A 19,601-nucleotide genomic window follows, 5' to 3' on the forward strand; every position below is an offset into this window, starting at 1 on the left:
GGACGGAGGCGAAGCCGGTGGGGCTGGTGTTCATCGCGGTACAGCGGCGCGGGAGGGCCGCGGTGGTGGAGCGTCACCGGTTCGAAGGAGACCGGAGGCAGGTGCGGCATGCAGCGGCGGCGCGAGGGCTGGCCCTCCTTCTGGAGCAAGTGGGAGTGGAGTCCTGAATAGGGGACTCATCCCTCCGGACGTTGGCACGTGGACGCGTGATGGGGGAGAAGGTTTGACGCAGTCTCACGAAGGGGGCCTCGATGTATCGAATCGACGTGGACCGGGCGGAATCCATCGTGAGCTTCGCGCTGGAGGGCTACATCCGGCTGGAGGAGATGCAGCGCTTCGTGGAGGACCTGCGCGCCGCGACGGATGAAGTGGCGGGGCAGGCCATCAAGATCGAAGCGGACCTGCGAACGTTCCGGCCGGCGTCGCCGGAGGCGGCGGATCTCATCCGGAGGGTGCAGGAGTACGGGCTGCGCTCCGGGGTGACGCGGGTGGCGGAGTTGGTGCAGAACCAGATCGTCGCGTTGCAGTTGAACCGGGTGGCGTCCGGAAGCGGGACGGACAAGATCCTCCGCCGTTTCTGGCAGGAGTCCGCGGCAAGGACCTGGCTGAAGCACGGAGACGCGGAGCTGGGAGTGGCGCTGCGGGGCTGAGCGGAAACGAACATGCCAGCGCGCGGGTGGTGCGTGCTGTGGGTGTTGTTCGTGACGGGCTGCGCGACGTCACGGACATGGCGGTTGGACACGGGAGAAGGCCGGGCGCGTGAGCACACGCCGCGCACGGACACGAGGCCCGTGTCGCTGGGGGGCGACACCTTCGAGAATGCGGTGCGGACGCTGGCGCCTGGAGCGCCGGCGTCGGTGCATCCGAGGAGGGAAGCACTCCGGCTGTTGAATCCCGGAGCGGACCGTCCGCGAGCCTCGCTGGGTGTCGTGTCCGTGGATGACCCAAGGCAGGGCCGCGTCCGTGTGTCGCAAGGGAGCACGGAGCTGGAGGCCGCCTACGGACGCTGGTGCGTGCGCAAGCGGCTGTCCGGAGATTGCCTGCACCTGTTGGACGGAGGGCTGACGCTGGATGAGGAGGGCAAGCGGACGCTGGCCTTCCGCATTGCGTTGGACTCGGTGTGGGAAGAGACGGCCGAAGCCTTGGAGGGGATGGTGGACCCCGAGGCGACGGTGTCCCTGCTGGTAATGACGGGAGCGGTGTACTTCAGCCTGTGGCTGGTACCGGAGCCGCTGCTGTCGAAGGGCGTAGCGGCGACGCTGACGGTGGCACTGATTGCGTACCTGGGCTGGGACACGGTGTGGAGTCTCATCCAGGGTTGGAGGGTGCTGGCGGCGGAGGTGAGGGAGGCGGAGACGTTCGACGGCATCCGGAGTGCGGGAGAGAAGTACGGCGAGGTGATGGGGAAGCAGGCGGCACGGGCCTTCGTAATGCTGGCGATGGCGGCGCTGGGGAGCACGGCGCAGACGCTGGCGACAAGGGTCGCGACGCTGCCCGGTTCAGCTCAGGCCGCACTGGTGGGAGTGGAGCAGGGAGGCTTCCGGCTGGTGGCAGCGGCGGAGGTCTCAGCGATTGCTGTGTCCGCGAGCGGCGAGGTGACCCTTTCACTGGCCCCCAACGCGGTGGCGATGTCCGCGAAGGGGCGGAACGTCCTCGCGCCAGTCGAAGTCCACGAGCATCACATCGCCACGAACAAGTGGTGGGAGGCGACGCACAACGGTGGCCCGTGGTCACCCAGGTTTCAGGAACTCTTCGACCGTGCGGGCATGTCCCTGGATGATGGGGCGAACACGGTCCGTGTTCCTGGTCATAAAGGACCGCATCCTCGCGAGTACCACGAGACCATCCTCAGGCGATTGAAGACCGCGCTTGGCAGATGTCAGAGCATCGCTCAGTGTCGAAACTCACTGACGAAGGAACTCCAAAACCTGGGAAGGGAAATCCTTCAAGAGGGCACGGACCTTCATGGCTGGGTTGTTCGCGATTGATGGATGGAGGTGATGGAGATGCGGTACTTCGAGCTGTTGGATGACATGGACATCCAGGATCGCTGGTTGCCAGGTGAGGCGAGGAACTCCCAGGGACTGGAGATCGACGACATCTGGCAGTTCGCGGATGGCTGCCCGGTCCAGAACAAGGAGCAGCTCAGGATTCCCATCTCTCATCCAGGCGCGCTCCTGGACTACGCGACGACTAGCGTGGGTGGAACCCCCGTTGTTCACCGGCGGGTCGCGAACATCTTCAGCGAACTGGCATCGAATGATGTGCAGATCATTCCTGTCGAGGTCGAGGGACAGACTGAGCCCTATTTCATCCTCGTCGCGACACGGAACATTCGATGCATCGATGATCAGCAGTCCAGCGAGGTGAAGTACTGGCTGCCAGAGGATGAACGACCCGAAAAGACGGGGACATATCGGGCCGTCTCCAACATGCGCATCGATTCGACAAAGGTCGGTGAGGCCAAGGTCTTCCGTCCCTGGGGATGGACTGTCGCGCTCATCGTCTCCGAGCACATCAAGGAGGGCTTGGAGCGTGCGGGCGTCACGGGGATGAGGTTCGAGGAAGTCACAGGTCCCAGTGCCATCAGCCCGGAGCAGCGTGAGCACAGCCGCAAGCTCAAGGTGCTCTACGACCGGACCGAAACGGCCCGCACCGCGTTCTGGCGCACCCTGGGCACGCTGGACGAAAACGCCATCCTCCCCATCGTCGTCGGAGGAGGTTGGCCCGCGAGACGCCAGGTCTGGCGAGTCATCCACCGGCCCGAAGGACGCACCCTCTTCGTGACGGACGGCCTCTCAGACTTCTTCGCGGATGCCGTGGAACCCTCCGTGGGCTTCGGCATGGAGCTCGCGCTCGAGACCAATGAGCCGCAGGCAGACTGGCCCGTGACGCTGCTGGAACGAATCGCCAACGAACTCGTAGGCCACGAGCACCTGTGCGAACCGGCGAGGACCGGCATCCTCTCCATGGAAGTGGACGGAGAGCGCATGCCCGAGCCGCTCCTGACGAAGGACGGCCGAGTCGGCGTGCTCCTGGGAATGGACACCCCAGCACTCCCGGGTCACTTCACGATGCCGGACGGACAGGTCCGGCTCGTCACCGTGAAGACACTCATGCCCCGGGAGCTCACGTACCTGCTGGAGCACGGCCGGGAGGAACTGCTCCACCGCTTCAACCAGTCCAACCCCGGCCACTTGTCCAAGGCCTGGCGCCAGCCCGTGGTGTAGCGGCCGAAACCAGGAGGCAGTCCATGTCGCTGCGCTGGCTGTGCGTGATGTGGATGTTGTTCGTGACGGGCTGCGCGACGTCACGGACATGGCGGTTGGACACGGGAGAAGGCCGGGCGCGTGAGCACACGCCGCGCACGGACACGAGGCCCGTGTCGCTGGGGGGCGACACCTTCGAGAATGCGGTGCGGACGCTGGCGCCTGGAGCGCCGGCGTCGGTGCATCCGAGGAGGGAAGCACTCCGGCTGTTGAATCCCGGAGCGGACCGTCCGCGAGCCTCGCTGGGTGTCGTGTCCGTGGATGACCCAAGGCAGGGCCGCGTCCGTGTGTCGCAAGGGAGCACGGAGCTGGAGGCCGCCTACGGACGCTGGTGCGTGCGCAAGCGGCTGTCCGGAGACTGCCTGCACCTGTTGGACGGAGGGCTGACGCTGGATGAGGAGGGCAAGCGGACGCTGGCCTTCCGCATCGCGTTGGACTCGGTGTGGGAGGAGACGGCCGAAGCCTTGGAGGGGATGGTGGACCCCGAGGCGACGGTGTCGCTGCTGGTGATGACGGGAGCGGTGTACTTCAGCCTGTGGCTGGTGCCGGAGCCGCTGCTGTCGAAGGGCGTAGCGGCAACGCTGACGGTGGCACTGATTGCATACCTGGGCTGGGACACGGTGTGGAGTCTCATCCAGGGCTGGAGGGTGCTGGCGGCGGAGGTGAGGGAAGCAGAGACGTTCGACGGCATCCGGGACGCAGGAGAGAAGTACGGCGAGGTGATGGGCAAGCAAGCGGCACGGGCCTTCGTGATGCTGGCGATGGCGGCGCTGGGGAGCACGGCGCAGACGCTGGCGACGAGGGTCGCGACACTGCCCGGTTCAGCGCAGGCCGCGCTGGTGGGAGCGGAGCAGGGAGGCTTCCGGCTGGTGGCCGCGGCGGAGGTCTCAGCAATCGCGGTGTCCGCGAGCGGCGAGGTGACCCTCGCACTGGCCCCCAACGTGGTGGCGATGTCCGCCAAGGGGCGGAACGTCCCCGTGCCCGTCGACGTCCACGAGCATCACATCGCCACGAACAAATGGTGGGAAGCCACGCACAACGGTGGTCCGTGGTCGCCCCAGTTCCAGAGGCTCTTCGACCGGGCTGGAATGTCCTTGGATGATCCCGCGAACAAAGTCCGTGTCCCGGGCCACAAGGGTCCCCATCCCGAGGCGTACCATCAAAGAGTGCTCTCCCGGTTGAACGAAGCAATGGAAGACTGTGGCAGCATCCATCAATGCCGCGAGGCGCTCACAAACGAGCTTCGTCGGCTCGCCAGCGACATCTTGAACACGAGCACGACGCTCAATAAGTGGGTCACGAAGTCATAGCTGGGCGGGAGTCTCTCGTGGCGATGCGGTACTTCGAGCTGATCGACGATCTGCATGTCCCCGGTCGGTGGTCGCTAGGCGATCCCATTGATGCGTCCGGCCGGGAGGTCGCCAATCCATGGATGTTCAGGAAGGGTGAACCCGTCAGCCTGGAAACGCCCTTGAAGATTCCGGTCGACCATGTCGGCCAGCCACTGGATTTCACGCTGGCGGGCATCGGCCTGGCGCCCGTCATTCAGGCTCAAGCGGCAGCCATCCTGACCCGGCTCGCCCCGGATGATGTTCAGCTGCTCCCCGTGACGGTTGCATCGGAGCCCGGACCGCACTTCCTCGTCAACGTGCTCCGTCTCGTCAGGTGCATCGACGACGAGGCTTCCGAAGAGGTGCTGTATTGGAAGCCTGAAGATGGGCGCCCAGAGAAGGTAGGGAAATACAGGGACGTCTCTGGCATGCGCATCGATCCGACGAAGGTGGGCGATGCCAAGGTCTTCCGCACCTGGGGGTGGAGCATCGTGCTCATCGTCTCCGAGGACATCAAGGAGGCGCTGGAGCACGCGAACATCACTGGAGTGAAGTTCCGGGAAGTCACAGGCCCGAGCGAAGTCAGCCCGGAACAGCGTGAGCACAACCGCAAGCTCCAGGCCCTCTACGCGCGAACAGAAACAGCCCGCACCGCGTTCTGGCGCACCCTCGGCACGCTGGATGAAAAAGCCATCCTCCCCATCGTCGTTGGAGGAGGTTGGCCCGCGAGGCGCCAGGTCTGGCGAGTCATCCACCGGCCCGAAGGACGCACCCTCTTCGTGACGGACGGCCTCTCCGACTTCTTCGTGGAGGCCGTGGAACCCTCCGTGGGCTTTGGTCTGGAGCTCGCGCTCGAGACCAATGAGCCGCAGGCAGACTGGCCCGTGACGCTGCTGGAACGAATCGCCAACGAACTCGTAGGCCACGAGCACCTGCGCGAACCGGCGAGGACCGGCATCCTCTCCATGGAAGTGGACGGAGAGCGCATGCCCGAATCGCTCCTGACGAAAGACGGCCGCGTCGGCGTGCTCCTGGGCATGGACACCCCCACACTGCCCGGCCACTTCACGATGCCGGACGGACAGGTCCGGCTCGTCACCGTGAAGACGCTGATGCCCCAGGAACTCACGTACCTGCTGGAGCACGGCCGGGAGGAACTGCTCCATCGCTTCAACCAGTCAAACCCCGGCCACCTGTCCAAGGCCTGGCGCCAGCCGGTGGTGTAGCTACCCCATTCCCATCATCAGCCACACCGCCAGCGCCCCATACAGCGGCACGTTGAGCGCCAGCGTCAGCCGGTTGATGCGCTGGAACCGCGCCTGCTCGGCATCCGCGAACCACACCCCATCCTCGCCGGTGGTGCGTCCCTCCACGGCCTGATGGAACAGCGCCGCATACGCCACCTCCACCAGCAGGCTCACCAGCACCAACCCCACCAACGCCAGCGACCACACGTCGCGCCCATCGAGCACTCCGGCCCACTTCTCCCCGGTGTACACGAGCCCCGCGCCCACCAGCGCGATGCACCCCAGGTCATGGCCCACGCCATACGGCGGCCGCCAGTTGCGCGACACGTAGAGCATGTAGAGCTCCGCGGCTCCGCGCAGCCACATGGACACGGCGAAGGCCCCCAGCACGACGCGCGCCTCCATCGGCACGGACGCATCCAGCGCCACCAGCGGGCACACCAGGAACCAGAGGAACACCGCGTACAGCAGCCACGCCATCTTGGGCCCGGAGATGCGGCCACCTCGTCCGCCCTGCGCGTTCTGCCTGCGCCGGAACACCACCGCCGCGCTCGCGCACGCCAGCAACGCCACCCCCAGGAACACCCGCGTCGACGAAGTGAGCATCAGTAGGAACGAGGCCGGGGATAGTGGTGGGGAAACCGCTCGACGTACCACGCGCGGAGCCGGGGCAGATGCGTGAAGGACACCTGCGGATGCAGGTGATGCACCACGTGCATCCCCACGTGCCGGGGCGCCAATCCCAACCTTCCCCACCATCCGAGCCCATGGTCGCGAGTGCACGCGAACACATCTTCCATCTTCCGCCCCTGCACGGGCGCGGCGGTGTGCTCCGCGAGCAACCGGTGCGCGTTGAACCCAGACGCCACCAGCAACGGCAGCGCATACCCCCACAGCACCGCGGAGGGCCACCGCACCGCCAGCGCCAGCACGCCCAGGTGGAACAGCACCTGCCCCGCCTCCGCCCGAGCACACGCCGCCACCTCCGCGTCGCGCGTGAGCACCCGTCCGGAGCGGTCCTGCAGGAACACGCGCCCATATGCCGTGCGCAGCGAAGGCAACATCCACGCGCAAAGCCCCACCGGTCCCCGCAGCACCCAGCCGGGGATGACAGTCAGGAGCAGCAGCCAACGCCACGCCGTGCGCAGCCGGCCGCCATCCGGAGGCTTGCGGTACGGATCCGACGGCAGGCCCGCATCGCGATGATGGCGAAGATGGTGGTAGCGCATCGCCGCCAGCGTGGACGCAATGGGATAGCCCGCGACGGTCTCCAGCAGACACAGTCGCCATTCCCGCCTTCGCGAAGGCAGGTGGACCGCGTCATGAAGCAGGACGCCCAGCGCATGCAGCCGTCCCGCGACGACGAGCACCGCCAACGGCACCAGCACCGGAGGAGCCCAAGCCATGACCGCCCACCCCAGGGCCATCCCCGTCCACTCCACGGCCGCCAGGCGCAGCAGTCCGGAGGGCGTTGCGGGAACGAGCAGCTCGCGAGGCACCGCCGCGCGACGAGGCAGGGAAGAGGACATCGGGCGCCAGGACTCCATGCATGGGCGCCGGACGCAAGTCCCGTGCGGATTGGACACCCGGAGACGGGCACGGCACGCTCCGCGCGTGCACCGGGACGGTCAATCATGAGTGTGGAGATGCCGACGCAGCCGGCCCTGACGGGCACGCGCGTGGAGTGGGGCGGTTGGGTGTTCCCCCGTTGGAACGACCCGAGGCTGCCCTTCGCGGCGCTGCTCACGCTCTACGGCGTGCTGGGCTTCACCTTCTTCGGCTTCAACCGCAGCCCCGGGCAGATGGCCTTCCTGGTCGTCTCCGGCACGCTGCTGGACGCGGTCCTGGGCTGGGTGCTCAAGCGGCGCAAGGAGGTGCCGCTCTCCGCGTACATCTCCTGCTGTTCGCTGGCGCTGCTCTTGAACTACTCGCACGCGAGCACGCTCTTGTGGCTGCCGGTGTGGCTGGCCATCGGCTCCAAGTACGTGCTGACCTTCCAGGGGCGGCACGTCTTCAACCCGTCGATGTTCGCGGTGGCCGTGTCGCTGCTCACCACGCGCGAGCTCATCACCGCCGCGCCCGCCTACCAGTGGGCCAACGGCGAGGTCGCGCTGTCGGCCTTCATCGTGATGGCGGCGATGGTGCTGTTCTTCTTCCGCGTGGGCCGCGGCTGGTTGGTGATCAGCTTCCTGACCTTCTACGCGCTCCAGACGGCGCTGCGAGCGTTCATCCTCCGCCACCACCTGCCGCCGGAGGTGCTGTTCCTGGGCACGCTGGGCGCGCCGTCGTTCTTCATCTTCGTCTTCTACATGCTCACCGACCCGGCGACGTCGCCCGCGACGCCAAAGGCCCAGGTGCTGGTCGCGCTGGCCATCACCTGCGTGGACCTGGTGCTGCACCTGAAGGAGAGCGTCTACACGTTCTTCTACGCGGCGCTCACCGTGGCCACCTCCCGCTTCGTGTTCATGCACGCGCGCGAGCTGTGGCGTAGCCGGGGCGCGGCGCTGCACGGGCTCCTGGCTCCGGACATGCTCAAGCGCGTGGGCGTGGTGGGGGGACTCGGGGCGGTGCTGGCGACGGGCTACTCGGTGTCAGCGGCGCAGGGGGAGCGTCAGGCGCCGCTCGCGTTCCACCTGAACGCGCAGGACCTCAAGCAAGCGGGCCTGGACTCCCAGATGGGTCGCACGCTGGAGGAGTTGGATCCGCGCGTGGCCCACGTCGCCAAGTGGCTGGTCGCGGTGGGCGACGCGGTGGCCACCGGCGACTTCGACGGGGACGGCAAGCTGGACCTGTTCCTCACGCACCCGCTGGGCACGCCGGAGCACCACGCGGGCCTGTACCGCAACCTGGGCGGGCTGCGCTTCGAACGCGTCCCCGTGCCCGCGCTGGAGCGCTTCGCCACTCGCTACAAGGAGGAGGGCCTGGCGGGCGGCGGGACGTTCGTGGACTGGGATGGGGACGGGGACCTGGACCTCGCGGTGGCGGTGGCCTTCGGGCCGGTGCGCCTGCTGCGCAACACGCTGCGCGAGACGGGCACCGCGGGCTTCGAGGACGTGACGGAAGCCGCGGGCGTGACGGACCACGCGGTGAGCCTGGGCCTCACGTTCCTGGACTACGACCGCGACGGGCACCTGGACCTGCTGGTGCTCAACGCCATGACGACGCACCTGCCGGACTACCCGGAGCCCGCGCCGCCGCTCAACCTCTTCAAGCTGCCCGAGCCCGAGTACGCGGGTGACCGCCGCATGCTGCGCTTCATGCATGACGGCTGGCACAACGCGAGCAACGGTGGGCGCAACGCGCTCTACCGGGGCCGAGGGGACGGCACGTTCGAGAAGCAGGACGTGGAGGCGCTGGGCCTGAAGGAGACGCACTGGTCGCTCGCGGTGAGCACGGTGGACCTGAACCAGGACGGGTGGACGGACCTCTACGTGGCCAACGACTTCGGGCCGGACGACATCTACCTGAACGAGGGCGGCCGGCACTTCCGCCACATCGTGGGCAACCGCTTCGGGGAGATTGGCCGCGACACGTACAAGGGCATGAACGCGAGCGTGGCGGACTTCGACCGCAACGGTTGGTTGGATGTGTACGTGTCCAACGTGCACCACTCGCTCCAGGCGGAGGGCAGCCTGTTGTGGATGGTGGGGCCGGGCGAGGACGCCTTCGTCCCTCGCTTCAAGGACGAGGCCACCTTCCGGGGCGCGCTGAACGAGCGCCGCTTCGGCTGGGGCGCGGCGGCGGGGGACCTGGACGACGACGGGTGGCCGGACCTGGTGCAGGCCAACGGCATGGTGGACGCGCGCCTGGACGCGGAGAAGTGGCGCATCCCGGCGGGGCAGCGCAACGACTACTGGTACGTGAACCACAAGTTGATGCAGTCCGGCCCGGAGGTGCACACGTACGCGGACAAGTGGGGCGACATCCGGGGCCGCGTGCTCTACCCGAACGAGGCGCGCCGCGTGTATCTCAACCTGGGCGACGCGAGGCCGGGGCACTTCGTGGATGTGGCGAAAGAGGTGGGCATCGAAGCGCCGGACAACTCGCGCGGCGTGTTGATGGCGGACCTGGATGACGACGGCGACCTGGACGTGCTCATCACCAACCAGCACGCGCCGGTGTCGCTGTACCGCAACACGCTGCGAGCCAGCGCCACGGACGCGAAGCCAGACGCGCACTTCGTGGGCCTGTCGCTGGTGGGAGACGGTCAGCGCACGCACCGCAGCGCGGTGGGCACGCGCGTGGTGGTGTCCTACGAGGAGAACGGCAAACGCGTGGAGCAGGTGCGCGAGGTGGGGCTGATGGGCGGGTTCTCCGCGTCCGCGGATCCCCGGCTGCACTTCGGCCTGGGCCGTCACTCGGGACCGGTGAAGGCGGTCATCCACTGGTATGGCGCGCAGCCGCAGGAGGTGACGTTGGAGGCGGACCGCTACCAGGAGGTGCGTCAGCCTCCCGCGCCCACTGCGCTGCGGGGAGGGCCCTGAAGCGATGCTCTCCGCGATGAAGGGCACCACGGTGCGGCGGGAGGACCTGGACGCCGGCACCCGGGCGCGGATGCTGGCGCTGATGCAGTGCTGCTACGTGGGCGTGAGCGCCGAGCGTTTCCACGCGGACCTGGACGCGAAGCAGTGGGTGTTCCTGCTGCATGCCCGGCGCACGCGGGAGTTGGTGGGGTTCAGCACGGTACGGGTGGCGGAGGAGGGTGGCGTGGAGGTGCTGTACTCGGGTGACACGGTCATCCATCCGGACTGGTGGGGCCACAAGACGTTGCAGGTGGTGTTCGGAAGGTTGTTGCTCGCGCGCAAGCTGCGCCGGCCGTGGAGGCCGCTGTACTGGCTGCTCTTGTCGGGCGGATACAAGACGTACCTGTTGGCGGTGAACTACTTCCCGCGCACGCATCCGCGCCGGGATTGGGCTCCACCGGAAGGCCGTTCGGAGTTCCTGCGGGGACTGGCGACGCGGTGGTTCGGTGCGCAGTACGACGCGGCGAAGGGAACGCTGCGCTTCGATGGCGCGCACTACCGGGTGCGGGACGGCGTCTCGCCCATCGACCGCGACGCGGCGGCTCATCCGCACATCGCCTACTTCGCGGAACGCAACCCCGGCCACGCCGAGGGCGAGGAGTTGGTGTGTCTGGTGGAGATCCGCGGCTGGGACCTGGCGAGGGCGCTGGCTCGAAGCGTCTGGGGCCAGCTGCGTCGCTGGGCCCGGCGGGAGCGGGACGCATCGCGAGTCCGCGTGGGGACGTGACGTGCTGACTTCCCGTGCGATGGTGTCCGCCACGATGGCGGCGCTGGTCTCATCCGCGCTGTCCGCGAATCCGCGTGGGGGCGAGGAGTGCTGACTTCCCGTGCGATGTTGTCCGCCACAATGGCTGCGCTGACGCCGTCCGCGCTGCGCTTCCGTCATGCGTTGCGCGAGCCGGAGGTCGCGCAGGCGGAGTGTCTGGCGCGCATCCTCCGCGCAGTGGAGGGCACGGCACAGGCGGAGCGGCTGCCGCACTTCGGCCGTATCCGCACCGCTCGGGAGTTCCAGGACGCGGTGCCCATCACCACGCCGGACTCGGTGACGGAAGACGTCGAGCGCATCGCGCGAGGAGAGGCGTGGGTCCTCACTCGCGAGCCCGTGCTGCGCTTCGAGCTGTCCGGTGGTTCCTCCGGTGCGTCCAAGCGGGTGCCGGTGACGCAGGGCCTGCTGCGCGAGTTCCAGCGCGCGCTCGCGCCCATGCTGCACGAGGTCTTCCTGCGCCGCCCCGCGGTGCGCGAAGGCCCCAGCTACTGGTCCATCTCCCCGCTGGGCCGGAGACAGCACCGGACCGCGGGTGGCATCCGGGTGGGCTCGGCGGAGGACAGCGCGTGGTTCCCGCGCCCGTTGCAGCCGCTGCTCTCGCGCGTCTTCGCCGTGCCGGGCTCGGTGGGGCAGGCTCCCAACGTCGAACCGTGTCGTTACGTGACGCTGTGGTTCCTCGTGCGGTGTTCGAACCTGTCGTTGATCAGCGTCTGGAACCCCAGCTTCCTCACGCTCCTGATGGACGCACTGGAGCGGCACGGCGAGCGGCTCGCGGAGGACCTGGAGCGCGGCACGCTGCGGCCTCCTGAACAGGACGCGGACGGCACACCCGTGGCTAGCGACCCTGCCTGGACGGCGCTCGTGCAGGGGCTCCAGGGCGTGCGTGACATCCCGAGGGCCCAGGTGCTGCGCGCCGCCCTGCGCGACGGACGCACGCTCTGGCCAGGGCTCGCGCTCCTGAGCATGTGGACGGACGCCCAGGCCTCGTACGCCGTGGCTGGCGCATGCCGGCGCTTCCCGGGCGTCGAGGTCCAGGGCAAGGGCCTGCTCGCCACGGAGGGCGTCATCACGGTGCCCCTCTTCGAAGCGCCCGCGCCAGTGCTCGCGGTCCGGAGCCATTTCATCGAGTTCCTGGACCCGGAGCGCCCTGACGCACGCCCACTCCTGGCGCACGAGCTGACGGCGGGCTGTACCTATGCGGTACTCCTCTCCACGTCCGGCGGACTGCTGCGCTACCGGCTGGGGGACCTCGTCCGCGTGGAAGGCTTCGTGCACGCGACGCCCTGTCTGCGGTTCCTCGGCCGAGCGGATGCCGTGTCAGACCTCGTGGGCGAGAAGCTCTCCGCCGCGCGAGTGGGCACGGTCCTGGACGCCGCGCTGGGCCCCACGCGTCCCGCCTTCGCCATGCTCGCGCCGGAGTGGGGCACACCGCCGGCCTACCGCCTCTTCCTGGAGACGGACCTGCCCACGAACCAGCTGGACGCCACGGCCGCGAACGTGGAGCGAGCCCTGTGCGAAGGCCACCACTACCGCTACGCACGGGAGCTGGGACAGCTCGGTCCGGTGCGCGCGGTGCGCGTGACGCAGGGGGCCCGGCGTTACGAGGCCCGATGCATCCAGCTCGGTCAGCGCGCGGGCGACATCAAGCCCGTGGACCTGCACCGCCAGGCCGGCTGGGCGGAGTGGTTCGGAAGAGGGACATCATGACGATGCTCACGGTGGACCTGGACGCGGAGGCGGACCTCGCTCGCTGCGGCGCGCTGAAGGACTTCTGGTACGTGGCGTGCCTCTCCACGGAGCTGCCCGCGAACAAGCCCGTCGCGCGCACCGTGTTCGGCACGGGGCTGGTCCTCTTCCGCGGACCCAACGGCGCACCCACGGCGCTGCGAGACCGCTGCCTCCACCGCAACGCGCGCCTGTCACAGGGCGACGTGTTCGACGGACGGCTCGGCTGCCCGTACCACGGCTGGGTCTACGACGCGTCCGGCGCGGTGGTGGAGATTCCGGCGCTGGGCCCACCCCAACGCGGGGAGAAGCTGGACGCTCGCGCCTGCGCGCACGAAGGCCTCAAGCCCGCGCCCTGCGACCTGGGACGGCTCGCGCGCTTCCCCGCGCGGGAACAGGACGGGCTCGTCTACGTCTACCTGGGCACGGACGTCACCCGCGCCCGCGCGGAACCCTTCCGCGTGCCCTACTGGGGCGAGCGCGGCTGGACCGTCTATTTCATGGTCACGCGCTTCGCGAACGGCGTAACGAACCTGGTGGAGAACTTCATGGACGTGCCGCACACGTCCTTTGTGCACCGGGGCTGGTTCCGCAATCCCACGCGCAAGCGCGTCCCCTCCACCGTGAAGCGCCACGCGGGCCGCGTGCGGATGACCTACCACCAGGAGGAGGACGCGCTCACCGGACTGGGGCGGCTGTTCAACCCGCGCGGTCTGCCACTCGTGCACACGGACGAGTTCATCGTCCCCAACGTCACGCGCGTTGACTACCAGTGGGGAGACAGCGGCTTCGCCATCAACTCACAGTGCACGCCCATTGGGCCCACGGACACGCTCGTGTACACGGCCATCAGCTACCGATTGCCGGTGGACGTGCCGGGCGCATGGGGGGGCCGCGCGCTGACGCCGCTGGTGCGCTGGTACACGCGGCAGGTCATCCAGCAGGACGTCCGCATCATGGAGACGCAGCGCCAGGGACTGACGGATGGCCCCGGCGGCGGCGTGTACTCGGGCACGGAGGCGGACCTTCACCACGCGGACATCGAGGCGTACCGCCGCTGGCTGCGCGAAGGCGCTCACGGCTCCGGTCCCGAGGACGCGGAGCGCGACGTGGTCTTCTGGGTCTAGACCGTGCCGGAGGCCGACTGCTCCTCGGAGTCCGAGGAGGGAAGCAGCGCCAGGTAGTACCCGGAGAAGAAGGTCGCACCCAGGAAGACCCAGTGGATCAGCCCCAGGGTGAGCGGGAAGGGCATCGGGGGCAGATGCTCATGCGCCCACATCAGCGTCGCCATGGCGTTGGACGCATGGCACGCCACCGCCAGGCCCAGCGTGGCGCAGATCTGCACCACCAGCATCCACGTGTTGGCGGAGGAGGTCACCGGCCGGGCCAGGCTTCCCAACTGCTCGAGGACGCGCGGGTACACGAACTTCCGGAAGAGCGCGCCACAGGCCAGGCCCAACATCAGCGGGCCCGCGATCTCGATGATTGAATTGACGGCGTCCATGGCCGCGACCCTGCCAGAGGGCGCACGGCCAGTGCAAATCCACTCACCCCATGCGACGCAGGCCCGGCAGGTCCTCCGGCCTGAGCACCCAGCGCGGCGGCTCCGGCGGCGACGTGCGCGTGCCCACCTGCGCCGCGGGGAAGCCCTCCACCAGCGCGTAGTCCGGGAACACCGCGCGCGCCTTCACCAGGCTGCCGGCGGCCACGTGGCAGCCCTTCCCCAGGTGACTGCCCTCGCAGAGGATGGCGCCGGGCTCCACCACCGTGCCCGCGCCCAGGTTGCACGCGTGCAGGATGCAGCCCGGGCCCACCACCACGCCCTCATCCAGCACCAGCATGGTGTCCGGCTGCAGGTGCAGCACCGTGTTCTCCAGAATCTGCACCCGCGCGCCAATGCGCACCGGACCGTTCAGGTCGCCGGTGATCTTCACGCCCGCGCCAATGATGGCCCCCGCGCCGATGACCACGTCACCGGACACCTCCGCGGAGGAGAAGAGGGTGGCGGTGGGGTGGACGAAGGGGTGACGGTCGCGAAAGGCGTACAGCTGTCCCATGGGGGCGTCCTCGGCGCGGTCTCGCGCGGAGAAAGGGGTCAATGGAGCGGCGGGCAGCGACAGGTCGCCGCCCCGGCGCTGCTGCAGGTGGGTCAGGTCCTCGGAGGAGAGCATCCGCAGGACCTGTCCCGGCCGGCCCAGCACCACGGATTGATCCGGCACCGTCATGCCCGGCGGCAACACCGTGCCCTCTCCCACCAGGCAGCGGTCGCCCAGTGTCACGCCGGGCATCAGGATGGCGCCGTCGCCGATGTCGCACAGCGACCCCACACGCGCACCCATCACGAGCGAGCGCGGACCGAGCACGGTCTTCTCTCCGATGGACGTGGGCCGTTCGGGAGTGCCCACCACCACCGCGTCCTCGCGCAGCGTGGAGAAGGCCCCCAACATCACGGAGCCTCCCACCGAGCGCACGACGGCGCCTCGGGAGATGATGGCCCCGGGCCCCACTTGCGTGGAGCCCAGCAGTCGCGCGGACGAGGCCAGGGTGAAATGAGGACCTACCGCGGTGGGCAGGAGAGAAGCGGTCGCGGGTAAGGGACTCATCGGGATGCAGCAAGCTACTCCCGGCTCTCCCAAGGGCATGTTGTCCAAAGGCACGACGCAGCCGTCCAGCAGCGGACGCTCACCTGCTGGCTCGATGAGGGTGGGTGCGGCACCTTCAGATGTCAGGAGTGGGTGGCAGCGGGCGTAGGAAGCCGCGTCGCTGGGCGCCACGTGTGGGCGTTTCGCGGTAGGAAGTCCCCTCGCTCTCGAAAGGCCTCACCCCGTGGAAGAGACACCGTTGGCGGACCGCCACGCCCAGGCACCCGAGCCCGTGGCCAGCCGCGACGCCGTGAACAAGGGGCTGTGGTCCCTCGTGAAGGAGGCCCTGCACGGCTCGGAGCAGGACCTCACCCAGCTGCCGCTCGGGAGGGCCATCTTCCTGCTGGCCGTGCCCATGGTGCTGGAGATGTGCATGGAGTCGGTGTTCGCCGTGGTGGACGTCGCCTTCGTCGGCCGGTTGGGCGCGGAGGCGGTGGCCACGGTGGGACTCACCGAGGGCATCCTCACCATCATCTACGCGGCCGGCATGGGCCTGAGCATCGGCGCCACGGCGATGGTGGCCCGGCGTATTGGAGAGAAGGACGCGGAGCGCGCGGGACGCACGGCGGTGCAGGCCATTGGCCTGGGGGTGATCATCTCCACGGTGCTGGCCGTGGCGGGCATCATCTTCGCCCGGCCGATGATGGAGGCGCTCGGCGGCTCGCCTTGGGTGCTGGAGCACGGCGTGGGCTACACGCGCGTGATGATGGGCGGCGTGGTGAGCATCCTGCTGCTCTTCCTCATCAACGCCATCTTCCGGGGCGCGGGTGACGCGGCCATCGCGATGCGCGTGTTGATGCTGGCCAACGGGCTCAACATCGTGCTCGCGCCGTGTCTCATCTTCGGCTGGGGGCCGTTTCCGGAGATGGGCGTGGTGGGCGCGGCGTGGGCCACCACGCTGGGCCGGAGCGCGGGCGTGGTGTACCAGCTCTTCCGGCTGGTGCGGTCCAACGGCCGGCTCCAGATTCGGCGCGAGCACGTGTCGCTGGAGCCCGCGACGATGCTCGCGATGCTGCGGCTGTCGAGCGCGGGCATGGTGCAGGCGCTGGTGACCACGTCCAGCTGGGTGGTGCTGGTGCGCATCGTGTCGTCGTTCGGCAGCACGGCGCTGGCGGGCTACACCATCGCCATCCGCATCGTGATGTTCGCGCTGCTGCCCGCGTGGGGCCTGGGCAACGCGGCGGCCACGCTGCTGGGGCAGAGCATGGGCGCGGGGGACCCGGAGCGGGGCGCGAAGGCGGTGTGGCTGGCGGGCAAGTACAACCTGATGGTGCTGGGCACCATCGGCGTGGCGTTCTTCATCTTCGCGCATCCGCTGCTGGGAGCGTTCACGACGGATGCGGCGGTGGTGGACGAAGGGGCCACGGCGCTGCGCATCTTCAGCCTGAGCTTCCTGTCGTGCGCGTACGGCATGGTCATCACCTCCGCGTTCAATGGCGCGGGGGACACGCGCACGCCCACGCTCATCGACCTGGGGTGTCTCTGGGTGCTGGAGCTGCCGCTGGCGTGGGTGCTGGCCCATCCGGTGGGCCTGGGCTCGGTGGGCGCGTACTGGGCGGTGCCGGCGGCCTTCGCGTTGATGTCCGTGCTGGGCATCGTGTTGTTCCGGCGCGGGCGCTGGAAGACGCGCGTGGTGTGAGCGTCAGGGCAGGCAGATTTCAAAGCCGGTGCGTCCCCCGGGGAAGGTCCTCGGGGGGCGCGACGCGGGCGTGACGGCGTAGAGGTGGAAGTCCAGCCTCCGCTGGATGAAGCCATCGAAGGCCGAGGCCAGCGGGTCACTGGCGTCCTGCTGCACGGTGAAGAAGTGGAAGCCCCGGCCGTGGAACGCGGCGTAGACGGCGTCCAGCAGCGCGCGCAGGACGGCGGGGTCCTCCGAGGGGATGCTGGTGTTGCAGAGGTAGAAGTAGCGGAAGTCGCCGCCGGGCGCGGGCAGGCGGGGCGCGCCGGTGACGGTGGCGAGCGCGTTGAAGCCCCGGCGCACCCACTTCATGCCGCCCCGGTACGCGAGCACGCGGTAGCGCTTCACGGCGTCGGGGTTCCACGCGGAGGTGCAGCCGACGAGGTTCCCCGCGGGGTCGAACGCGAGGAACGAATCCTCCACGCGAAGCCGAGGCCAGTGCGCGAGCCGGTGCTCCAGTTCTCCGGTGTCGAAGCGGTAGCCGAAGGGACGCGAGCGGTGGTCCGCGTCCAGCAGCGCGGCCATGGCGGGCACGTCCGCGGCGGTGGCCTGGCGAACGGTGTAGCGGCTGGGGCGCGGCTTGCGGCGCAGCACGAACTGGAGCGAGACGGCGGAGAAGGCGCGCATCAGGTGGTAGTGCGGCTGCGCTTCCCGGGACGCGCCACGACGCACCAGGGACTGGAGCGCGGCCGCGTTGGAGGCCATGACGGCGGTGAGGAACACGTCCACGCCGTGGCGGCGGGCGGTCTCCTCCAGGACGGGGCCATAGAACCGGGCCAGGCCCCGGGCGCGGCGCGCGGAGAAGCGGGTGCGCAGGTCGCCCAGGTAGCCCACGCGGCACGGTCTGCCTTCCAGCCATCCGTCGCGGACGTGGATGGCGCCCATTCCGTCCAGGCGGGATGTTTCACCGTGGGCCCAGACCTCCGCGTCACCGCGCTGCATGGCGAAGAGGCCGAAGTAATCCGGCGACCGCTGCGTGCTGAGCACCAGGTCCCCGGTCATGGGCACGTCGCCGAACAGGTCCAGCAGCGCGGCGTTGTCGTCCCGGGTGGCTCGGCGGAGGGGGCTCATGGGTCACGCGGCAGCCTATGCGACGCCGGGATGGACTTCCGCCCCCGCTTCCCCTGCGCCACATTGTCGGCCTTTCACGCGCCGCACGGGGAGGACGTCATGGGGCTGTTGGGGTGGATCATCTTCGGCTTCTTCGCGGGGCTCATCGCCCGGGCCGTGCTGCCGGGGAACCAGCGCCTGGGGTGCATTGGCACCACGCTCCTGGGCGTCGCCGGGGCCTTCGTGGGCGGCTTCCTCACGTCCGTCTGGCGGGGCACCGACTGGCGCGACCCGGAGCCCACCGGCTTCCTGGGCGCCATCCTGGGCGCCATCGTCCTGCTGCTGGTCTCCCAGGCGGCCTTTGGCGGTCGTTCCTCCCGGTAGGACCCTTCCAGCGCTCCCAGGCCGGGAATCCGGGGCCGTCCCACCGGTTGGGGGGCCGGCGGCCGGTTGTCCTACCTGCATGGACCCCCATCCGGGGAAAGCACGGTTCCCAAGAGGATGCCGGGCACTTTCTGTAGTAGACCGCGCCCCAGGCATGCAGCGGGGGGCGGTCGGCCGCCGCTGAGCCAAAGGAAAGGCGACGACATCATGATGAAGAAGACGATCCTGATCGCGGCGATGCTGAGCCTGACGGCCTGCCAGGGCCAGGGAGCGAAGCCGGGCGAGACCTCCGCCACCGGCACCTCCACGGCGGCGGCCACCGCCGGTGCTCCTCAGACCGAGGAGCAGAAGACGCTGTACGCGCTGGGCCTGTCCATCGGCCGCAGCATCAGCGTGTTCGACATGACCCCGCAGGAGCTGGAGTTCGTGAAGGCCGGCCTCACGGCCCAGGTCACCGGTCAAAAGACCGACGTGGACCTGGAGACCTACGGCCCCAAGCTCCAGGACCTCGCGCGCGAGCGTTCGCTGCGCAAGGCCACCGCGGAGAAGGAGAAGTCCGCGAAGTTCCTGGAGGAGAAGGCCAAGGAGCCCGGCGCGGTGAAGACCGAGTCCGGCCTCATCTACAAGGAGACCCAGGCGGGCACCGGTCCCCAGCCCCAGGCCTCCGACATCGTGAAGGTGCACTACAAGGGCACCCTCTCCGACGGCAAGGAGTTCGACTCCTCCTACAAGCGCGGTGAGCCCACGCAGTTCCCGCTCCAGGGCGTCATCAAGTGCTGGACCGAGGGCCTCCAGAAGATGAAGGTCGGCGGCAAGGCGCAGCTCGTGTGCCCCTCCGACATCGCCTACGGCGACCGCGGCGCGCCCCCGAACATCCCCGGCGGCGCCGCCCTGGTGTTCGAGGTCGAGCTGCTCGAGATCGTGAAGGCCCCCGAGGCCCCTCCGGGCATGCCCGGCATGCCCGGAGGGGCCGCGGGGGCCTTCGG

General features: G+C 68.9%; 19 protein-coding genes. 13 read left to right on the forward strand and 6 right to left on the reverse strand.

Translation table 11 applies throughout. The features are described from left to right. The 5 genes from D7Y15_RS46465 to D7Y15_RS34805 all read left to right on the forward strand — a co-directional run. A partial coding sequence (locus tag D7Y15_RS46465) for a CinA family protein (protein ID WP_199746016.1) occupies nt 1-167 on the forward strand: 167 nt, incomplete at its 5' end. A gap of 84 nt (nt 168-251) precedes the next feature. Next, entirely contained in the window at nt 252-650 is a 399-nt protein-coding gene (locus D7Y15_RS34790; protein WP_120566935.1) for an STAS/SEC14 domain-containing protein, read from the forward strand. 12 nt (nt 651-662) lie between these two features. Continuing rightward, nucleotides 663-1,988, forward strand: a complete 1,326-nt coding sequence (locus tag D7Y15_RS34795; RefSeq protein WP_121755270.1) for an AHH domain-containing protein — start codon at nt 663-665, stop codon at nt 1,986-1,988. A gap of 12 nt (nt 1,989-2,000) precedes the next feature. Beyond that, a complete protein-coding gene (locus tag D7Y15_RS34800; RefSeq protein WP_233605203.1) occupies nt 2,001-3,230 on the forward strand; it encodes a DUF1629 domain-containing protein in 1,230 nt (409 codons plus the stop codon). Nucleotides 3,231-3,253: 23 nt separating this feature from the next. Continuing rightward, nucleotides 3,254-4,579, forward strand: coding sequence for an AHH domain-containing protein (locus tag D7Y15_RS34805; protein WP_121755271.1), 1,326 nt, complete (start codon nt 3,254-3,256; stop codon nt 4,577-4,579). A 74-nt stretch (nt 4,580-4,653) separates the two neighbouring features. On the opposite strand, the gene D7Y15_RS46055 is transcribed toward D7Y15_RS34805, so the two are convergent. Then, nucleotides 4,654-4,824: a hypothetical protein gene (locus D7Y15_RS46055; RefSeq protein WP_233597287.1), complete on the reverse strand. Its 171-nt coding sequence runs from the start codon at nt 4,822-4,824 to the stop codon at nt 4,654-4,656. A gap of 51 nt (nt 4,825-4,875) precedes the next feature. Here D7Y15_RS46055 and D7Y15_RS34810 point away from each other — a divergent pair, with 51 nt between their 5' ends. Then, a complete protein-coding gene (locus D7Y15_RS34810) occupies nt 4,876-5,826 on the forward strand; it encodes a DUF1629 domain-containing protein (RefSeq protein ID WP_233597286.1) in 951 nt (316 codons plus the stop codon). Here D7Y15_RS34810 and D7Y15_RS34815 read toward each other — a convergent pair whose 3' ends face one another. Both D7Y15_RS34815 and D7Y15_RS34820 read right to left on the reverse strand, forming a co-directional pair. Further along, the gene (locus D7Y15_RS34815; RefSeq protein WP_120579453.1) at nt 5,827-6,453 is read right to left on the reverse strand and encodes a hypothetical protein; all 627 of its coding nucleotides are present in this window, start codon (nt 6,451-6,453) and stop codon (nt 5,827-5,829) included. Next, entirely contained in the window at nt 6,453-7,376 is a 924-nt protein-coding gene (locus D7Y15_RS34820; protein WP_158629177.1) for a fatty acid desaturase, read from the reverse strand. Before D7Y15_RS34820 ends, D7Y15_RS34815 begins: the two co-directional genes overlap by 1 nt. 117 nt (nt 7,377-7,493) lie before the next feature. On the opposite strand from D7Y15_RS34820, the gene D7Y15_RS34825 reads away from it, so the two are divergent. From D7Y15_RS34825 to D7Y15_RS34840, 4 genes are all read left to right on the forward strand, one after another. Continuing rightward, on the forward strand, nt 7,494-10,331 hold the full coding sequence (locus tag D7Y15_RS34825; protein WP_233605205.1) for an FG-GAP-like repeat-containing protein: 2,838 nt from the start codon (nt 7,494-7,496) through the stop codon (nt 10,329-10,331). A gap of 4 nt (nt 10,332-10,335) precedes the next feature. Further along, nucleotides 10,336-11,097, forward strand: a complete 762-nt coding sequence (locus tag D7Y15_RS34830) for a hypothetical protein (RefSeq protein ID WP_120579450.1) — start codon at nt 10,336-10,338, stop codon at nt 11,095-11,097. A gap of 120 nt (nt 11,098-11,217) precedes the next feature. Continuing rightward, nucleotides 11,218-12,843 carry a GH3 auxin-responsive promoter family protein gene (locus D7Y15_RS34835; RefSeq protein ID WP_233605206.1) on the forward strand — a complete coding sequence of 542 codons (1,626 nt, stop codon included), beginning with the start codon at nt 11,218-11,220 and terminating at the stop codon, nt 12,841-12,843. Then, complete coding sequence (locus D7Y15_RS34840) at nt 12,840-13,988, forward strand: aromatic ring-hydroxylating dioxygenase subunit alpha (RefSeq protein WP_121755275.1); 1,149 nt, start codon at nt 12,840-12,842, stop codon at nt 13,986-13,988. The genes D7Y15_RS34835 and D7Y15_RS34840 overlap by 4 nt, the downstream gene beginning before the upstream one ends. On the opposite strand, the gene D7Y15_RS34845 is transcribed toward D7Y15_RS34840, so the two are convergent. Together D7Y15_RS34845 and D7Y15_RS34850 are read right to left on the reverse strand one after the other, a co-directional pair. After that, a complete protein-coding gene (locus D7Y15_RS34845) occupies nt 13,985-14,365 on the reverse strand; it encodes a hypothetical protein (RefSeq protein WP_121755276.1) in 381 nt (126 codons plus the stop codon). The two genes, D7Y15_RS34840 and D7Y15_RS34845, sit on opposite strands and share 4 nt — an antisense overlap. Before the next feature lie 43 nt (nt 14,366-14,408). Continuing rightward, entirely contained in the window at nt 14,409-15,464 is a 1,056-nt protein-coding gene (locus tag D7Y15_RS34850) for a DapH/DapD/GlmU-related protein (protein ID WP_120579446.1), read from the reverse strand. 238 nt (nt 15,465-15,702) lie between these two features. Between D7Y15_RS34850 and D7Y15_RS34855 the strand changes: the two genes are divergently transcribed. Then, nucleotides 15,703-17,142, forward strand: coding sequence for an MATE family efflux transporter (locus D7Y15_RS34855; protein WP_211487244.1), 1,440 nt, complete (start codon nt 15,703-15,705; stop codon nt 17,140-17,142). Between the two features lie 3 nt (nt 17,143-17,145). Here D7Y15_RS34855 and D7Y15_RS34860 read toward each other — a convergent pair whose 3' ends face one another. Next, nucleotides 17,146-18,252, reverse strand: coding sequence for a GNAT family N-acetyltransferase (locus tag D7Y15_RS34860; RefSeq protein WP_121755277.1), 1,107 nt, complete (start codon nt 18,250-18,252; stop codon nt 17,146-17,148). A gap of 99 nt (nt 18,253-18,351) precedes the next feature. Here D7Y15_RS34860 and D7Y15_RS34865 point away from each other — a divergent pair, with 99 nt between their 5' ends. After that, complete coding sequence (locus D7Y15_RS34865) at nt 18,352-18,615, forward strand: GlsB/YeaQ/YmgE family stress response membrane protein (RefSeq protein WP_120579443.1); 264 nt, start codon at nt 18,352-18,354, stop codon at nt 18,613-18,615. Between the two features lie 210 nt (nt 18,616-18,825). After that, nucleotides 18,826-19,601: FKBP-type peptidyl-prolyl cis-trans isomerase (locus tag D7Y15_RS34870; protein WP_148712941.1), on the forward strand; the 776-nt coding region annotated here is incomplete at its 3' end.

It is taken from the genome of Corallococcus sp. AB030 (genome assembly GCF_003668965.1).
In the GTDB taxonomy this organism is placed as follows: Bacteria; Myxococcota; Myxococcia; order Myxococcales; family Myxococcaceae; genus Corallococcus; species Corallococcus exiguus.

What these genes read in the sequence shown, in the direction of transcription:
- D7Y15_RS34795 (WP_121755270.1), top strand. Translation starts at nt 663, where the DNA reads ATGCCAGCGCGCGGGTGGTGCGTGCTGTGGGTGTTGTTCGTGACGGGC.
- D7Y15_RS34860 (WP_121755277.1), bottom strand. Translation starts at nt 18,252, where the DNA reads ATGAGCCCCCTCCGCCGAGCCACCCGGGACGACAACGCCGCGCTGCTG.
- D7Y15_RS34820 (WP_158629177.1), bottom strand. Translation starts at nt 7,376, where the DNA reads ATGTCCTCTTCCCTGCCTCGTCGCGCGGCGGTGCCTCGCGAGCTGCTC.
- D7Y15_RS34790 (WP_120566935.1), top strand. Translation starts at nt 252, where the DNA reads ATGTATCGAATCGACGTGGACCGGGCGGAATCCATCGTGAGCTTCGCG.
- D7Y15_RS34865 (WP_120579443.1), top strand. Translation starts at nt 18,352, where the DNA reads ATGGGGCTGTTGGGGTGGATCATCTTCGGCTTCTTCGCGGGGCTCATC.
- D7Y15_RS34845 (WP_121755276.1), bottom strand. Translation starts at nt 14,365, where the DNA reads ATGGACGCCGTCAATTCAATCATCGAGATCGCGGGCCCGCTGATGTTG.
- D7Y15_RS34850 (WP_120579446.1), bottom strand. Translation starts at nt 15,464, where the DNA reads ATGAGTCCCTTACCCGCGACCGCTTCTCTCCTGCCCACCGCGGTAGGT.
- D7Y15_RS34835 (WP_233605206.1), top strand. Translation starts at nt 11,218, where the DNA reads ATGGCTGCGCTGACGCCGTCCGCGCTGCGCTTCCGTCATGCGTTGCGC.
- D7Y15_RS34815 (WP_120579453.1), bottom strand. Translation starts at nt 6,453, where the DNA reads ATGCTCACTTCGTCGACGCGGGTGTTCCTGGGGGTGGCGTTGCTGGCG.
- D7Y15_RS34800 (WP_233605203.1), top strand. Translation starts at nt 2,001, where the DNA reads ATGGAGATGCGGTACTTCGAGCTGTTGGATGACATGGACATCCAGGAT.
- D7Y15_RS34825 (WP_233605205.1), top strand. Translation starts at nt 7,494, where the DNA reads ATGCCGACGCAGCCGGCCCTGACGGGCACGCGCGTGGAGTGGGGCGGT.
- D7Y15_RS34805 (WP_121755271.1), top strand. Translation starts at nt 3,254, where the DNA reads ATGTCGCTGCGCTGGCTGTGCGTGATGTGGATGTTGTTCGTGACGGGC.
- D7Y15_RS34830 (WP_120579450.1), top strand. Translation starts at nt 10,336, where the DNA reads ATGCTCTCCGCGATGAAGGGCACCACGGTGCGGCGGGAGGACCTGGAC.
- D7Y15_RS34840 (WP_121755275.1), top strand. Translation starts at nt 12,840, where the DNA reads ATGACGATGCTCACGGTGGACCTGGACGCGGAGGCGGACCTCGCTCGC.